At 37.7% G+C, this 16,135-nt stretch carries 15 protein-coding genes; 11 read left to right on the forward strand and 4 right to left on the reverse strand.

The genetic code is table 11. The features are described 5' to 3' along the window. Both F6K40_RS05195 and purC read right to left on the reverse strand, forming a co-directional pair. Nucleotides 1–795, reverse strand: a 795-nt coding sequence (locus F6K40_RS05195; protein ID WP_293132333.1) for a hypothetical protein, incomplete at its 3' end; no start/stop codon positions are given. Nucleotides 796–1,128: 333 nt separating this feature from the next. Next, nucleotides 1,129–1,857, reverse strand: coding sequence for a phosphoribosylaminoimidazolesuccinocarboxamide synthase (gene purC, locus F6K40_RS05200; RefSeq protein WP_293132336.1), 729 nt, complete (start codon nt 1,855–1,857; stop codon nt 1,129–1,131). Between the two features lie 346 nt (nt 1,858–2,203). Here purC and F6K40_RS05205 point away from each other — a divergent pair, with 346 nt between their 5' ends. The 11 genes from F6K40_RS05205 (at nt 2,204) to F6K40_RS05255 (ending at nt 13,584) form a co-directional block, all read left to right on the forward strand. Continuing rightward, nucleotides 2,204–2,590 (forward strand): SH3 domain-containing protein, encoded by a 387-nt coding sequence (locus tag F6K40_RS05205; RefSeq protein ID WP_293132339.1) that lies wholly within the window; start codon nt 2,204–2,206, stop codon nt 2,588–2,590. Between the two features lie 585 nt (nt 2,591–3,175). Continuing rightward, entirely contained in the window at nt 3,176–4,057 is an 882-nt protein-coding gene (locus F6K40_RS05210; RefSeq protein ID WP_293132342.1) for a hypothetical protein, read from the forward strand. A 340-nt stretch (nt 4,058–4,397) separates the two neighbouring features. Then, the gene (locus tag F6K40_RS05215; protein ID WP_293132344.1) at nt 4,398–5,678 is read left to right on the forward strand and encodes an alpha-xenorhabdolysin family binary toxin subunit A; all 1,281 of its coding nucleotides are present in this window, start codon (nt 4,398–4,400) and stop codon (nt 5,676–5,678) included. A 175-nt stretch (nt 5,679–5,853) separates the two neighbouring features. Further along, nucleotides 5,854–6,882, forward strand: a complete 1,029-nt coding sequence (locus F6K40_RS05220) for an alpha-xenorhabdolysin family binary toxin subunit B (protein WP_293132347.1) — start codon at nt 5,854–5,856, stop codon at nt 6,880–6,882. 134 nt (nt 6,883–7,016) lie between these two features. Continuing rightward, nucleotides 7,017–8,192: a CVNH domain-containing protein gene (locus tag F6K40_RS05225; protein ID WP_293132350.1), complete on the forward strand. Its 1,176-nt coding sequence runs from the start codon at nt 7,017–7,019 to the stop codon at nt 8,190–8,192. Between the two features lie 289 nt (nt 8,193–8,481). Further along, entirely contained in the window at nt 8,482–10,593 is a 2,112-nt protein-coding gene (gene argZ / locus F6K40_RS05230) for a bifunctional arginine dihydrolase/ornithine cyclodeaminase (RefSeq protein WP_293132352.1), read from the forward strand. 396 nt (nt 10,594–10,989) lie between these two features. After that, nucleotides 10,990–11,916 carry a hypothetical protein gene (locus F6K40_RS05235; protein ID WP_293132355.1) on the forward strand — a complete coding sequence of 309 codons (927 nt, stop codon included), beginning with the start codon at nt 10,990–10,992 and terminating at the stop codon, nt 11,914–11,916. After that, nucleotides 11,861–12,199 (forward strand): hypothetical protein, encoded by a 339-nt coding sequence (locus tag F6K40_RS05240; protein ID WP_293132358.1) that lies wholly within the window; start codon nt 11,861–11,863, stop codon nt 12,197–12,199. The genes F6K40_RS05235 and F6K40_RS05240 overlap by 56 nt, the downstream gene beginning before the upstream one ends. 44 nt (nt 12,200–12,243) lie before the next feature. Then, a complete protein-coding gene (locus tag F6K40_RS05245; RefSeq protein WP_293132361.1) occupies nt 12,244–12,657 on the forward strand; it encodes a helix-turn-helix domain-containing protein in 414 nt (137 codons plus the stop codon). Continuing rightward, nucleotides 12,638–13,054: a putative toxin-antitoxin system toxin component, PIN family gene (locus F6K40_RS05250; protein WP_293132363.1), complete on the forward strand. Its 417-nt coding sequence runs from the start codon at nt 12,638–12,640 to the stop codon at nt 13,052–13,054. The genes F6K40_RS05245 and F6K40_RS05250 overlap by 20 nt, the downstream gene beginning before the upstream one ends. Before the next feature lie 248 nt (nt 13,055–13,302). Next, nucleotides 13,303–13,584 carry a hypothetical protein gene (locus F6K40_RS05255; protein ID WP_293132365.1) on the forward strand — a complete coding sequence of 94 codons (282 nt, stop codon included), beginning with the start codon at nt 13,303–13,305 and terminating at the stop codon, nt 13,582–13,584. Between the two features lie 102 nt (nt 13,585–13,686). Here F6K40_RS05255 and F6K40_RS05260 read toward each other — a convergent pair whose 3' ends face one another. Beyond that, nucleotides 13,687–14,016 (reverse strand): XisI protein, encoded by a 330-nt coding sequence (locus F6K40_RS05260; protein WP_293132368.1) that lies wholly within the window; start codon nt 14,014–14,016, stop codon nt 13,687–13,689. A gap of 670 nt (nt 14,017–14,686) precedes the next feature. After that, on the reverse strand, nt 14,687–15,946 hold the full coding sequence (metK, locus tag F6K40_RS05265; protein WP_293132371.1) for a methionine adenosyltransferase: 1,260 nt from the start codon (nt 15,944–15,946) through the stop codon (nt 14,687–14,689). Nucleotides 15,947–16,135: the final 189 nt, after the last annotated feature.

Below are 16,135 nucleotides of genomic sequence, written 5' to 3' on the forward strand. Positions count from 1 at the left end.
ATTTACTGATGCTTCAGATTTAACTTCTCCTGATTTTGCCAAAATTACACTCTGAGAATTTTCCGTTTGATTCTCAAAGACTTCGACTGTGGAAATACTCGGAGAAAATTCTTGATTTACTGATGCTTCAGATTTAACTTCTCCTGATTTTGCCAAAATTACACTCTGAGAATTTTCCGTTTGATTCTCAAATATTTCGACTGTGGAAATACTCGGAGAAAATTCTTGATTTACTGATGCTTCAGATTTAACTTCTCCTGATTTTGCCAAAATTACACTCTGAGAATTTTCCGTTTGATTCTCAAAGACTTCGACTGTGGAAATAGTCGGAGAAAATTCTTGATTTACTGATGCTTCAGATTTAACTTCTCCTGATTTATTAATTAAAGTTAGTTGAGGAATTTCTGTCTTTTCTAAAACATTTAAAGCCAAAAAATTAGCAAATTCTTTATTATAAACATAAAATGATTTTGTAACTTCTTTAACCTTTAATAAACTATAAAATTCTAATTTTACTTCTGCTTCCGACCAAGATTTACTCAAAAAATTCTTGCTACTACCAAATAATTGTTGTTCAGGGAAACTAGACCCTAAATCTAAAAAAGATTTAGTAGAAAAAAGTTTAGCAAATTGTGTTTTTGAATTAATTGATACAGAAATTAAATCAATATCTGCATTAATTTCAGATACTTCAGCATTAGCATACTTTGAGATTCCAAAACTTGTTGAAGCAGCAAAAATGGCCACTAAAAACGGAGACAAGCGCATATAATTACTATCCCGTACAATCCACACACCAGTGAAATTTTCACATAAACCGTAAAATTGTACACTATTGATGGGTATAGCGCTACGCGCATAGAGGATTCCTCCGATTGGCGACTACAGATAGGAGATCCCTCAGATTGGCGACTTACAGAAGTAATCTATCACTAAGTTTCAGGATTTAGTAATATCCGCGCCCCTTGCTTCGACTGCTATATCTCTTATCAAACAAGATTGAGTCACACTACCCCGCCTTGATCGGCGAAACCTTTTTGGAACCTTGCTCTAATCCCCGTTACATGCGTCAACTTCTGTAGGGGAGAATGGCCATTCGCCCCTACCAGCTTCTGACTTCCTTAAGTCTCAATCTTCCTGAGCTAAAATCCTTTCCAGGACCTGTTCATATGCACTTTCTACATTACCAAGATCCCGACGGAATCGGTCTTTGTCCATAACTCGCTGATTTGGGTCAGTTTGAGATTGGTCCCAAAGTCTACAGCTATCTGGACTTATTTCATCTGCCAAAATCAAATTTTCATGGTTATCTAGGCCAAATTCTATTTTGAAGTCCACAAGAGTAATTTGGCATTGGTTAAAGAAATTTATTAATAAATCATTAATTTTGATGGTAAAAGTCCTTATTTGCTCTAATTGTTCTGGAGTGGCTAATTCTAGTAGTAAGAGGCGATCGCGTGTCAGAAGTGGGTCTTGGAGGCCATCATTTTTGTAACAATATTCTACTAAAGGAAATTTCAAGATAGTTCCTTCTATTAATCCAGTTTGTCGGCAAAGACTACCAGCAGCAATATTTCTCACAATGACTTCTATCGGTAGAATTTTCACCTTTCGGACTCGCATTTTATCTGATGCGGGACAATCAATAAAATGAGTAGGTATACCATTAACTTCCAGTAATTTAAATATATGACTGGAAATAGTACAGTTGATAATACCTTTACCAACTATTGTGCCTTTTTTTTGAGCATTAAATGCTGTAGCATCATCTTTAAAATAAGTCAACAATATTTCTGGGTCTTCAGTAGTATAGAGAATTTTAGCTTTGCCTTCGTAAAGTTTTTGATTGGATGACATAAATTTTTTTGACTAGGGAATAAAAATAGGTTAATGAACAAGAATTACTCTTTTTTTGTGCTTATCATACTATAAGTTCAATGTCAATATTTTTCCGGCTATTTTAGAGTTATATATGTCTTAATTTTGATGTAGAGTTTCGGAAAATGAAGCATACTTTTAATTCTTTTAAACCTCTCAATTGCTTTCAAGGTAATCAAGCTGATAACTGACAGCTGAATGCTTACATATTTGATTAAATAAAATTAATATTAAATTAATATTAAATGTCTTGTCTTAGGCAATCTTTTCTGAGAGGATAAATGAGGATATCAGGGATTATGAAATAATAATTGAGGAATAGAAAATGAAACAGATGATGACTTGGAGAAAATCTGTAGCGATGAGTACAATATTATCTATTGCTACTGTTTCTGGTATCAGTCTCACTTCTATAGCAGCGATATCTTCCCAAAAGACTCCCCTTCTTGATGAGTCAGTAACTACAGTTCCCGCTGAAACTCAAGTAGAAGATAGACTCGCTCACCGATATCATGACAAATCTTATGGCAAGTGTCGTCGAGTAGCAACTCGTTATAAAAATTTGCGAGTGAGAACACATCCTTGGGGTAGAGTTATAAACAGATTACATCGAGGTACCCGTGTCCGTGTTATTAGTTACCATGATGGTTGGGCAGAAATTTCATCTCCTTGTTATGGTTATGTATATGCTCATTATTTGAAACATTGCTAGATATTAATTATCGACTTAAAAAGAGGCGAGCGCGGATGATTGAGAGCTATTATAAACAGGACTAAAGCCATGTGAACCAAGAAACCAGGTTTCTCGTAGACATCTATTGCCAAAACAACGATTTATCCTAGAAACCGGGTTTCTTTGCGTAAGTCCTAATAAAAATAATCCGCATCTTTATCGCGATCGCCTAAGCATTTTTAATTTCCTAAGTCAAAAGTAGTTAAGCATTAATCAAAACCATAATTTTCTATATTTAAGACAGAAATAATAACTCAATATAAATCAAGAAAAGTACCTGTAACTGTACTGAAATTTTTCACAAAAAAAACAGGTAAGGTTTATTGTGTCTAAATTAATCAGGACTAAAGCCATGCGAACCCAGAAACCCGATTTCTCGTAGATGTTTATTGTCAAAAACAACAATTTACCCTAGAAACCGGGTATCTTTGCGTAAGTCCTATTAATAAAATAATTTCAGAATGCTAAGAATTGTGTCAAAAAAACTTTGGTGACAAGACCGATATACAATCAATAATAATAAAGTAGCTCAAATCAAACTATTAACAACAAAAGGAGTCAAAAGTGAGCGATTCAATTATTGAATTACTGAATGAACTACCTAGTGATAATTTAACTGTAAAAACACTCAATGCCCTAGATTTTGTAGTTCCGGGAGAGTGGGAAAACGTAATAGGTTTTAACCAAACTATTGAAATAATTACAGGAGAGTCTGATGCAGACAGAATTCTAGATATCGGCAACAAAGCGCTCGAACTATACAATGACGGGGATAATGGATACCAGGGAGCTATGTGGTATTACAACCTAGTTGATAATGTAGACGGTGCCCTTGCTGCAGCAGCTATGGCCGAAATAGTCAGTGAAAAAATCCCCTTTTTAAGCTTTTTAGGTGGCTTAACTCCCAAAGCTGATACAACTCAATCTGTTGATCTGTGCCTAAAAATTGTAGCAGAATTGATAGCCTATAGTAAACTTAATGGACTACCTATTCTCGATCCAGGAGAATTTGTCACAAACCTAACTGAGGAATATAGTGGTCCATCTCTAATGCGAATGGCAGCTTTGGTTTCTCTTGATGGTTTGATACCTTTGGGTCCAGACTTCCTGCAAAAAGTACAAGATACCCTTGACGGAGAGGGAGAAAGCGCTTTTGCTGGTAATGCAGTTTTTGGAGCAATCAGTGATACTATTCCTGGAGATGACAAATTTGGCTTTATTACTAATACTTTTGGAGCAGTTCAAGGATGGATGGATAACTTAGTCGGGTCAGTTGGTTTAACGCCAGAAAGTATTTTTGACAACATTGGTGGCTTTATCGACTTTTCCGATGATGCTTTAGATGTTGTAGCTGCATTTCTAGATAAGACTACAAACTACTTTCAGCATACTGGTACTCAGTCTGTAGCTCGAAAGTTAATACAGCGTGCGGCAGAAGAAGTATAGGCATAATTTCTCATTCGATACAAGCTCCTACAATCAAACTTCCCTCTCGATGCTGTGGCTATCTTGTAAAGTTACAGGAAACTAAGGTCTAAAGCCTCCTCCTTTCAGGGGAACTTTTGCTAAGATTTCTGTACCAGAACAAAATATGCTATGGTCTTTAATTATAATCTGAAGGGGTGACAAGCCAAGTGAAAGCCTTTTGGGATAAGTTTTTTAGCAAACTTCTCTCTCGAAAAAATTAGTACTAAGTTTCTCAAAGCCTTACTCCACCCTGCTAAAATCGGCATTCATTTTTGGAGAGGTCTATTTACGCAACTAACTCTAGAAAAAGGACAAAATTATGTCAGTTAAAACTCTAATTCAAACCCGCAACGCAGCCCTAGCCAGTTTTTTTCAAGATACAGGAGTCGAAGCAGAATATACTGTTGAGCCCAAACAAGTTACTAATGAATTACTTAAGCTGGCCACAGGTAAGACTGGCCAACCAGAAGCCAATGAAGAAGATACGGGTTTAATTCTTTACCCCGACTCCATTAAGAACCTCAAATATTACGAGCGAGATGGTCTGGCTTTACCAAATACTGAAAGCGAAGTATATACTTATTTAGGAGGATACGAATCTACAATTCAAGGTTTAACCAATGCCGATCTTCTTGTTACTTTTCAAGCCATTCAAGCTAATGCAGGTGATTGGGCAGGGTTAGAGAGCTCTATCATTGATATTTCAGTCAAGTTAGATGCCTTTTCTCGCGAGATGAATACCGATGGAGTAAGGATTTGTGATTTTTTACTGGAGATTATTTTGGCTCATAGCGAAATCGGCGATCTTGACCCCGATAAATTGGAAGACCCCGAATACATACAAAAAATTCTTGAAGATCTTGGCGAAAGTCCTGACATTGCTGAAAGTGACGCCTCACGACTAGAGCTATCCAAAAGGATGATCGATGACTTAACAGAAAAAGCCCAAGGTTACTATGATGTAGCCAATGTATTATTAGGTAATCTCCAAACTTTCAAAGAAGGGTTAATTGCCTGTTCTAGTGATGTCAACTCAAAAGAAAAGCTTTGCGACGAATTAGACATTGAAGGAGAGCTAGAAGATGCTAAAGCTGAACTAAATCAAATGAATGCTCGTCTTAAGGATTTAGAAAGCCAATACGATAAAGACATTGGTCTGTGTTTTACTGGCATTATCGGTGGTGTCATTGGAATTACTATTACAGGTGGTATTTTCGGTAAAAAAGCAGCAGATACTAAAAAAGAAATTAAAGCTCTTAAGGAAGAAATTGAAGAACTAGAAAATACCATTGATGGGCTGAATAGACTATTGGGAGCAATTACTACTCTTGATACCAGTTTAGAGAGTCTTTTTACAGTTATGATTGAAGCAGAAACAGGTCTCAATCAAATACTTGTAGTATGGCAGGTTATTGTAGAAGACCTCAAAATTTCTGCAGATGCTTGTGAAGCTGTACAAAACTCAACAGATGTTTTCAATCTTTATATAAACTTTCTTGATACTATCGATCCTTGGGAAAATATTGGTGGCAACGCAGCAATGGTGACAAATGCTTTTAATGAAGCTTTGGAAGAATGGGCTGCAGAACAAAATGATTAATCCCAAAGTTAAGAGTTTTTGCTACGACAAAATGTAATTTGTTTGGCAGACTCATCAACAACTAGCTTTAAGAGAGGACAGTAAAAAGTAGACAAATAATTAAATTTTTAGTTCTCTCTTACTTCATTAAATAAAAATTCTCAAGTTCATTAAATCTTAAAAGGATAAAATAAAAATGACTACTCAAATCTCTACCCAAAATCCCCTGCCTGAAGTAAGTGTCGATGCAATGGAAGATAGTTCGAGAAAAATAAGAGATGCTTACGCTGAGCTAGGAGAGACTCAATACGAGGATTTTAAAAGAATTTGTAACAATATTAACCAAGATGTCATCGATACTCTCGACCTGGCAAAAAGCACTATTATTGAAACCAAAGCACTATTAAACAATACAGCTTCGATCGAAGCTGTCAATGAATTTATTCACGCCAAAGAAGAAGAGCTAGCAGCAGCAACAGATCCAGAAGAGCAGGCAAAGATTCAAGAAGATATAGAGAAATTTCGCGAAAGAGGAGAGCCTCAAATTACAGAAAAGCTAGACCCCATTGATGACAAAGCAAGTAGTTTAAATTATAAAGTTGGCGAAATTGAACTATCTGATTTTAAATTCCTGGTAGATGAAGAAATTGGCGAAATTAACCAAGAATTAAATGAAACAATTAACCCTAATATTGCCAAGTACGAACAATTAATCAAAGAAACTCAGGAAGACTATGACGAAATTTCTGAGCTAATGCATATTATGGAAGAAGAAGGATTTCTGGATTTTGTTTCCGATACCATTCCCACACCACGAGAAATCGAAGCCATACTTAAAGGTGGAAAAGCCAACCCTTATTATGCTGCCATAATTGCAGGACTGCAAGTATGTACAGAATTGATTGATGAAATTGGCGATGGTTTCAGCTATGTTCAGTTACAGGAAACAAGAAATTTTCTTTGGGAACAATTACAAAACTATCAAAATGAACTCCGAAGTTGGGAAGAAAAAAAAAGGAACGTGGAAGTAGGTTTAAACGATTTAACCAGTATCAATTTCATTGAAAGTGAAAGATTCGTCTTTACTGCACAAGTCAAAAATTTGGCAGAAGCTTATACTACGTTTACTCAAGAGATTCGTAATCTTTTGGAAACTGAAGTTAATTACGATAAAATCTTGCAATACATGGCAGATACGGTTGTTTATCTTGATAGTGTTTTTTGAGAACACATTTCAATTCAATGTAGTACAAAAAATAGAAACAGTTAAATCATTGAGCAGTAAGGTGGGTAATGCCCACCCTAGAAAAATTTTAGCTCTCTTTGTGTTGTGCCGTTACCAAAATTATCAAAAAGATTATGAGTGAAACAAAAACTAAAACAACAAATGCTTTTACCGTCGAAGACCTTTTAAGAATCAAAGAATATTCACGCATAGCCTCTCAAATGCCTAGCTACTTAGAAGATGTAATTACTTGTTTGGGCTATGAAAATTCACCTTATGAATCTTTAAGTCCTCAAAGCTTCCAAGAATTATTCCAAAGCATTAATAATAATGGTCGATATTGGAATACTGAGACCGAAAAAAGCTTTGAAGAGCGTCTAAATGCTATGACAAATTTATATCATCAGCATATTGATAGCCTCAATAATGCTTTGCAAGTACTTAACGAAATGATAGATAACAATGAACTAGGAGATATGATTCCTGTTAGTCAAGCTATCAGGGACTGCTGGTCTGATATGATTTATGAAGTCGATAAAAATGATCTAACTTCTCAAAAATTAGAACAGTTTAAAAATCAAGCAGTACAAACTAGCAGCGATATTCAAACTAAGTTAGACCTGGAAAACAACATTGATGATAGCGATATCAAAAAATTTCTCTTCGATCTTAAGGATGAATTACGACTGATAATCAATTTTTCAACTGAAGCAGAAATAAGTGCTAATAATCTCTGGACTGAATGGAGAACCATATCAGAACAACTGGAAATTGCCAAAAATGCTGCTGATAGTGTTACTGAACAAAGTGATTTAGCAGATTTATATATAGCTTTACTAGATATTGTCGATGGATTAAATGTTACCTACGAAGAGACACAATATATGCTGGAGTGTTTCACTACTGCTGATAATCGTTATGAGAGTGAATATCCAGGCAAAATTGCTCCTTTAGGTAGCTATATTGATAATTGTAAAAATATTACTTTGCTGCTTAAGGCAGAGTGTGAAACTGCAAGTGGCTCTTGGCAAGACTCACAAATTGATATTACTAATCTCGATCCTATAATGGATTTGATCGCCAATGAAAATGGACAATTAACTTTACAAGAAGATGGTAGCAATCCTTATGCTGGCTATTGTTATTATCCAGCAGGAAGCTATAGAAAAAGTTCTAGAAATATGGAGATAATTTTAACCGCAGAATGTGCAGTAGATGCTGGTTCTTTTAATGAGAGTACATTTTTTTTAACAGATGAGTTTATCATTACCTTAACGAATAATAATGGTGTTTTAAGTAAAGAAAACTAAATTCATTGGATAGCTTTTTCTGGGGCAACTTCCTCAATTATCCTAATCATTCATCACTGTGCAATGTCCCCGATATTATAATGTATTGTGTAGTATAAATGTATGTTAAAATAACCCTCCAAAAACATTTTGCTAATTAAGCCAAGGTTAACGAAGTAAGAAGTGACACTACCGTGATAATATAAAGTATTAGCCTTTTTACGGTCAAATTCCACTCCTGAATAATTTTAGGAGTGGGTTTTCCGTTGGTTATCAAATATATAAATATAGCATCTGCCAGGTAGTAATTATGAATGATTCAATTCGTTTTCTCTTATGTGCCCCTGACCACTACGATGTGGACTATGTAATTAATCCTTGGATGGAGGGCAACATCCACAAATCCTCGCGCGATCGCTCTGTCGAACAATGGTATAAACTCCACGACATTATCAAAGAACACGCTATTGTAGACCTAGTACCACCCCAAAAGGGTTGGCCGGATATGGTATTTACCGCCAATGCAGGTCTAGTTCTCGGAAAGACAGTAGTTCTGAGTCGTTTCTACCACAAAGAACGTCAAGGAGAAGAACCCCACTTCAAAGAATGGTTCCTCAACCAAGGTTTCATCGTTCACGAACTCCCCAAAGACCTTCCCTTTGAAGGAGCGGGGGATGCTCTCCTAGACAGAGAAGGTCGTTATCTCTGGGCAGGATATGGTTTCCGTTCCGAACTAGACTCCCACCCACTTTTGGCAAAATGGCTCGATATTGAAGTGCTATCCCTCCGACTCATAGACGAGCGTTTCTATCACCTCGATACCTGCTTCTGTCCTCTAACTGGTGGTTACTTACTCTATTATCCACCCGCATTTGACGCCTATTCCAACCGGATCATTGAAATGCGAGTGCCACCAGAAAAACGGATTATAGTAGCAGAAGCAGATGCAGTCAACTTTGCCTGCAATGCAGTTAATATTAATCAAATCATCATAATGAACAAGGTTAGTGATGATTTGAAATCAGGTCTAACCGCAGCAGGTTTCAACGTCATTGAAACACCTCTAAGTGAGTTCCTGAAAGCAGGTGGGGCAGCTAAATGTCTCACTCTTCGAGTCACAGAACCAGTTATACCCGATAATCAAGCTAAAGTGCTCGTCGAAAGTCGCAGTGTTCGGATGGAAGGACATTTACTTGATTCTGGCTTAATTAATCAAGCTTTAGACTTAATAGTTGAAGGTGGTGGTAGTTTCAAAGTTATCAACTTTAATCTCGGAGAACAACGTCAAAGCACTTCTCTTGCTGAAGTGAAAGTTTCTGCACCCTCCCATGAAGTCATGGAAGAAATAATGAGTCAGCTTATTGATATTGGTGCAGTAATTCCTAGTGAAGATGTGGAAGATGCTAAATTGGAACCAATAGAAAAAAATGGTGTAGCTCCTGATGATTTTTATGTGACTACTATTTATCCGACTGAAGTTAGAGTCAAAGGTCAGTGGATACGAGTACAAAATCAAAGAATGGATGGTTCGATCGCTATTACTGAAGTAGATGGTCAGATTGAAGCCAAATGCAAGGTTGTCAGGGATCTAAAAATTGGCGAAAAAGCAGTTGTTGATGTATCAGGTATTCGCACTATTCGGAAAACAGAATCCCGTGAAAAACGAAATCAGGAAGAGTTCAGTTTTATGTCTGCTGGAGTTTCCAGCGAACGGCGTGTAGAATTAGTAGTTGAACAAGTCGCTTGGGAATTACGGCAAATACGCGATCGCGGAGGTAAGGTAGTAGTTACGGCGGGACCAGTTGTAATTCACACTGGGGGTAGCCAACATTTAGCAAGTTTGATTCGTCAGGGATATATACAAGCGTTGTTAGGTGGAAATGCTATTGCAGTTCACGATATTGAACAATCACTGCTGGGAACTTCTCTCGGTGTGGATATGAAACAGGGAGTTGCAGTTCATGGCGGACACCGACATCATTTGAAGACTATTAATACTATTCGGGGTTGTGGTAGTATTGCGAAGGCAGTTGAAACTGGTGTGCTGAAGAATGGGGTGATGTATGAGTGCGTTAAGAATAATGTGCCGTTTGTTTTAGCTGGTTCAATTCGTGATGACGGGCCTCTACCTGATACTCAGATGGATTTGATTAAGGCGCAGGAAGAATACACTGAGTTGTTGAAAGGTGTTGACATGGTTTTGATGTTGTCAACTATGTTGCACTCTATTGGGGTAGGGAATATGACACCCGCAGGAGTCAAGATGGTTTGTGTAGATATTAATCCGGCAGTGGTGACTAAGTTGAGCGATCGGGGTTCTGTTGAATCTATAGGTGTAGTGACAGATGTTGGTTTGTTCCTCAGTTTATTGATTGCACAGTTAGAGAAGTTAACCAGTCCTTATTCTGTAGCAAAAGTGTAAGCTTAGGGGTTGGGAACTAAAGCTATTTTTACTAGGGGGTTTAGGCGAAAATTATTGGTGAAAAACCTAAGCCTCCAACCCCTTTTCTATCTCCGCAGAGCAAAAATGTAAAAATTATGGTAAGCTAAAAATATAGCAAGAAATAGTTGTACAAAACTAATTAGGCTTTAACTAAAAGGCAGTAAAGTTTTTGAACTATTTGTATTAACTTCAGGGCTTGTGCAACAACTTTATTTGTAGAGGTTATAGCTTGAATAATAACCAAGTTATGCACCATACATAGGGGTACTGCGCAAGTCCTGAATTTATCATAATTGAAGCTTTAAGATCGATTGCTAGAACAAATGTTTTCTGTGCAAATTGATCAACTGTAAAAATTTACGCTAATTCCTAGAAATGCTACATCTAGATATACTTAGAAAAACTTTTCATATACTTGGAAAAGTTGTCAGTATTGCAACAACAATCTACTCTTTGAGCATATACATGATTTGCTGGGCGATTTGCTTGATGATTTTAACTGATTTTTACAGACAATTTTGTTCGGACCAAAGATTTTTTTCTTGCGACAAATTATTATTTTCTGTTTTAACTGATTTACCCAGTCCTTATCACGAAACCATGCTCAGTGGGGTTAATGTATTTACATTTTTAGCACTCCCTATACCGATTGCATTTACTTTTCATTTTCTTTGTAAAATATCGGAGACAATAGCTGACAAAAATTCTGATGTTACTTCACTAGCGATTCCTAAATTCGACTATACTCCTTCACTAGCGATTGCTGCAGCAGACTTGATAATAATATTTTTAGCATCTGTTTATATCGACGAGTTTCTGTGGGCGACAAAAACAAGGTTTAGCTTTTTGGCACAAACAAGGTTCACTCTTTTATACATAGTTCTTAACCTTACTGTTACATTAATAAAGCTAGTTTCCAAATTCGCTCTTATTCAAAACGTCGCATCTGTAGACTCAGCTCGTGAATATCTTAAGAAACTTATTTCTGAACCACCTTATATCACTTTCCGCGTGCGAGTTTATAAAACAGAACAGCGAACAAGAACAGTATTCTCTAAAGTAGAAGAACAGAATCCTTATAGCGACGATCCATACGATACTATAACAGTAACCTATAAGCATGAAGAAACCTATGATGAGATAGTAGCAAATTACGAGAAAGAAAAGCCTTATGATATTTGCTCGTGGAGGGACAAAACAAACAAAAATGTTTTTTCGTTTCCGACAAGGCTTTACTTTGATAAAAATGAAGATAGAACCTCTGATTTATCCTGGAGAAGAGAAAGCAAAACTAGATTATGAAAAGGCATGGTCAAAGTTCTTGCGCGAGTATGAAAAATGGGGTAATGCAGCAACCTTTTCAGTAGATAGTGGAATTTTGGAGCGCAAGAAATTTCTCGAAATTCACAACAGTGGCAGTGAATTACTTGTTCTCTTAAATCCCGAAAAACGACCATTATTTTTGCATCTGTTCTTTTACATGATGGTAGCAATTACCCCTTTGACCTGTCTGTATTTTCTTTGGATAGATGGGATGGCCCCCGTTTATAAGAAAACTATAGTCAAAGAATATTTAGTTTCCTAATAGGTTAGTAAAAAAATAAATTACCAGACGAGGTTGATGAAAAAATGAAAGTCAAAACTCAACTTGCCCAGTTGCGGGCAAAACTTGGCAATCTTAGTTACGAAGAGATTGCCAAATCTACAGGAATAGATAGCCAGCAATTAATAGAATTAGAAAGCGATAAAGCAGAGGCGATCGCTTTTTCGACTCTAGCTCGACTCTGCGCCTTTTTTCAATGTACTCCCAATGATTTGCTATTTCTCGACTTAGAGGAAGAAACTCCCCTTACCTCTTTAGAAGTTGCTCAAGCAGAGGCGATCGTTAAACGGGCGATCGCTCGTGCTGAAGCAATGCCACCCCGTCCAGCGGCAGAAATTTGGGAAAGTTTTGAAGTGACTGTCGATCGCATTGCCCCTCAATTAGAAAATTTCAACTCCTCTACAAATAGCATGGGTGTTGATGCTGAAAGTTGTCATTGATACTTCTGTATTTATTGCTGCCCTCCTTCGTCCAACAAGCAAAAGTAGTCCGCGCCAAATTTTAAAATTGTGGCGCGAGGGGCGTTTTAGTTTAGTCATTGCTCCACCTTTGCTTCAAGAACTAACCAGTAGGTTAATCAGGCAGGGCGTTGCTGTGGCAGATATCGAAGATTTACTTGTGGATATTAGAGCGATCGCTCTCTACATCCCCGGTGCGTATCAAGCCACTCGCCTTGATGAAATTGACTCAGATGATAATAAGTTTTTAGCAGCAGTTTATGAAGCCAAAGCAGATTATTTGGTGTCAGTTGATAACGATTTGCTATCTTTAAAATATTACCATGGTACTCAGATTTTGACTCCAGCTTTATTTCTGGTAGCTTTGCAGAAGGAATGATTGTTAGAGAAGTCCCAAACCTCAACCAAGAGATTTCAAATACTCTAGGAGCGCTGGTGTGTTGCAATCTACTCTACTAGCGCTCTTTCAAACCTGTAGGGATGTTGCATAACAAAAATGCTAACGTCCCTACATTATAGGTGTAATATAGATTTGAGACAAATTACATCCCAACTACATCCCAAGCCGTATTTGCACCGCCGGGATCAACAATACTGTTCCTTGTGCCGTCATTGTTCATCAACCAAATGGCATTATCTCCACATTCTAAACCTCAACTGAGACGTCCAAAACCTCAAGCGAGACGTTTCCCACCTCAAATTTGGCCTTTAAAACCTCAAACGAGACGTTTCCCACCCCAAATTTGGCCTTCAAAACCTCAACTGAGACGTTTCAAACCTCAAATTTGGCCTTCAGAATCTCAAACGAGACGTTTCCCACCCCAAATTTGGCCTTCAGAACCTCAACTGAGACGTTCCAAACCTCAAGCGAGACGTTTCCCACCTCAACTGAGACGTTTCAACAGCTAAAAGTAAGATTCTATTTAATAATTATTAGCCAGTTAGTATTCATTATTCTATCGTTTCCACTGAACAACTAAAAGAGCGATCGCTACTCCAAACAATTCCATACTAATCAACAGCAAAATCAGTAAAACCACGTTTATAGGGAGCATGAAATCCCAAAACAATATCATGCTTAGGAACCCCAGCAGCTAACAACTCATTAGCGATACCAATTTCTGTTCCATCTCTTTGAATCCAAATTTTATTATCTTTTAAATCAACGTGAATAATCACACCGTAAACCCTTATTTGTTCTTTCCAAGCAATATTTAAGACTTGGTAATGATGGCGTTTTGTGTCAAAAATGAGTTGAGTTTCTGTGCTATTTTTCCCATCATCAACACAGTGTCGGGTGAGAATTTTTTCAATAACTTGAGCATAGTCTATTCTTTCCATAACACGACTTCCTGTTTAATAGAATCAAAAATAGTGATCAAAAAGTTTTTGTTTGTAGTTTTGCTCTAGCCCGAAGTATAGATGGGGCTAGAGCAAAACTACGAGCTGTAATTATCACTATTCAACCGCACACGATATTACACACCTAAACAAGAAACCCGGTTTATTACCCTAATTATTTTTGTACCTTTCCTACACTCTCCACACTCCCTAAACATAAATTAGCAACCAAAAGAAAGAAATTTCTCCTGGTTGCTCAGAATCAGATATTATTTGCTAATCAAAAGTCTATTGAAACTTATTAGCAGTTCTCTAGTCTCTGAGGCACAGTCTTATATCCCCCCCTGCCCCCCTTTGTAAGGGGGGAGCCTTTAAGGTCTCCCTTTCTAAGGGCGGAGTCTTAAAAGTCCCCCTTTCTAAGGGGGATTGGGGAGCCTTTAAGGTCTCCCTTTCTAAGGGCGGAGTCTTAAAAGTCCCCCTTTCTAAGGGGGATTGGGGAGCCTTTAAGGTCTCCCTTTCTAAGGGCGGAGTCTTAAAAGTCCCCCTTTCTAAGGGGGATTGGGGAGCCTTTAAGGTCTCCCTTTCTAAGGGGGGAGTCTTAAAAGTCCCCCTTTCTAAGGGGGATTTAGGGGGATTGTAAGTGTACTTCATAACTTTAGGAATTGCTATATTAGACCGTAGCTGCTAACTGCGGACTAAACGCTTCCTTTAATAACTCCACCTTATCCAATTTTTCCCAAGGTAAATCTAGATCAGTACGCCCTAAATGACCATAAGCAGCAACATCTTGATAAAAACGACCGCCTCTTTCTCCAGGCAACTTCCGGAGATTAAAAGTCTGAATAATTCCTGCTGGACGAAGCTCAAAGTTTTCCTTCACCACTTCCAGTAACTTATCTTCATCAACTTTAGAAGTACCAAAAGTTTCAATCATCATACTAACAGGTCTCGCCACACCGATCGCATAACTAATTTGAACCTCACACTTTTCTGCCAGACCTGCTGCAACAATATTTTTAGCAATGTAGCGACAAGCATAAGCTGCGGAACGGTCTACCTTAGTTGGATCTTTTCCAGAAAAAGCACCGCCTCCATGACGAGAATAACCACCATAAGTATCAATGATAATTTTACGTCCTGTCAGACCACAATCTCCCTGTGGACCGCCAATCACAAATTTACCAGTGGGGTTGACAAGAAAACGAGTTTGTGAATCAGGTTTAATCTCTATGTCAGTAAATATTGGCTCAACAACATATTTCCAGAGGTCTTCTTTAATCTTGGCTTGAATTTCTGTTAACTCTGTAAGTTCTCCAATAGTAGCAGTGTGCTGAGTAGAAATTAAGATTGTATCAATACCAACAGGACGGCCATCTTCATAAGCAATAGTAACTTGACTTTTGCCATCCGGCCTTAAATAAGTAAGTTTACCATCCTTTCTTACCTTAGTCAATTGGCGACAAACTCGGTGTGCTAAACTGATCGGTAAAGGCATTAATTCAGGAGTTTCATTACAGGCAAAACCAAACATTAAGCCCTGGTCTCCTGCTCCTACTGCATCAAGTTCTTCATCACTTAATAGTTCACGAGTTTCTTGAGCTTTATCTACCCCTTGAGCAATATCCGCTGACTGCTCATCAAGAGCCACTAAAACAGAACAGCTATCCGCAGAAAAACCATTTTCTGCATAAATATAGCCAATATCAGCAATTTTTTTCCTAGCCAAGTCTATATAATTGACATTGGCTTTAGTTGTAATTTCACCACTAATTAGAACTAACCCCGTGTTCACGAGTACTTCAGCAGCCACACGACTTGCAGGATCTTGGGCTAGTATAGCATCTATAATTGTGTCAGAAATTTGGTCGCAAATTTTATCTGGATGTCCTTCTGTAACAGACTCAGAAGTGAATAAGTAACGACTAGACAATAGTAGTTCCTCCTATATTTTTCCAGGAATTAGCCGAATGATATTGATTATACCAAAGATTGTATGCCAATACACAAATAAATAATTAGGGTCTGCTGAAAAAATTGGTTGCTGGGGGTAGGACACCGGGACGCAGAGACACAGGGACACGGAGACGCGGGGACGTGGGGACGCGGAGATGAGGGGAAC

The sequence above is a fragment of the Okeania sp. SIO3I5 genome (assembly GCF_010672085.1).
Classification (GTDB): domain Bacteria; phylum Cyanobacteriota; class Cyanobacteriia; order Cyanobacteriales; family Microcoleaceae; genus Trichodesmium.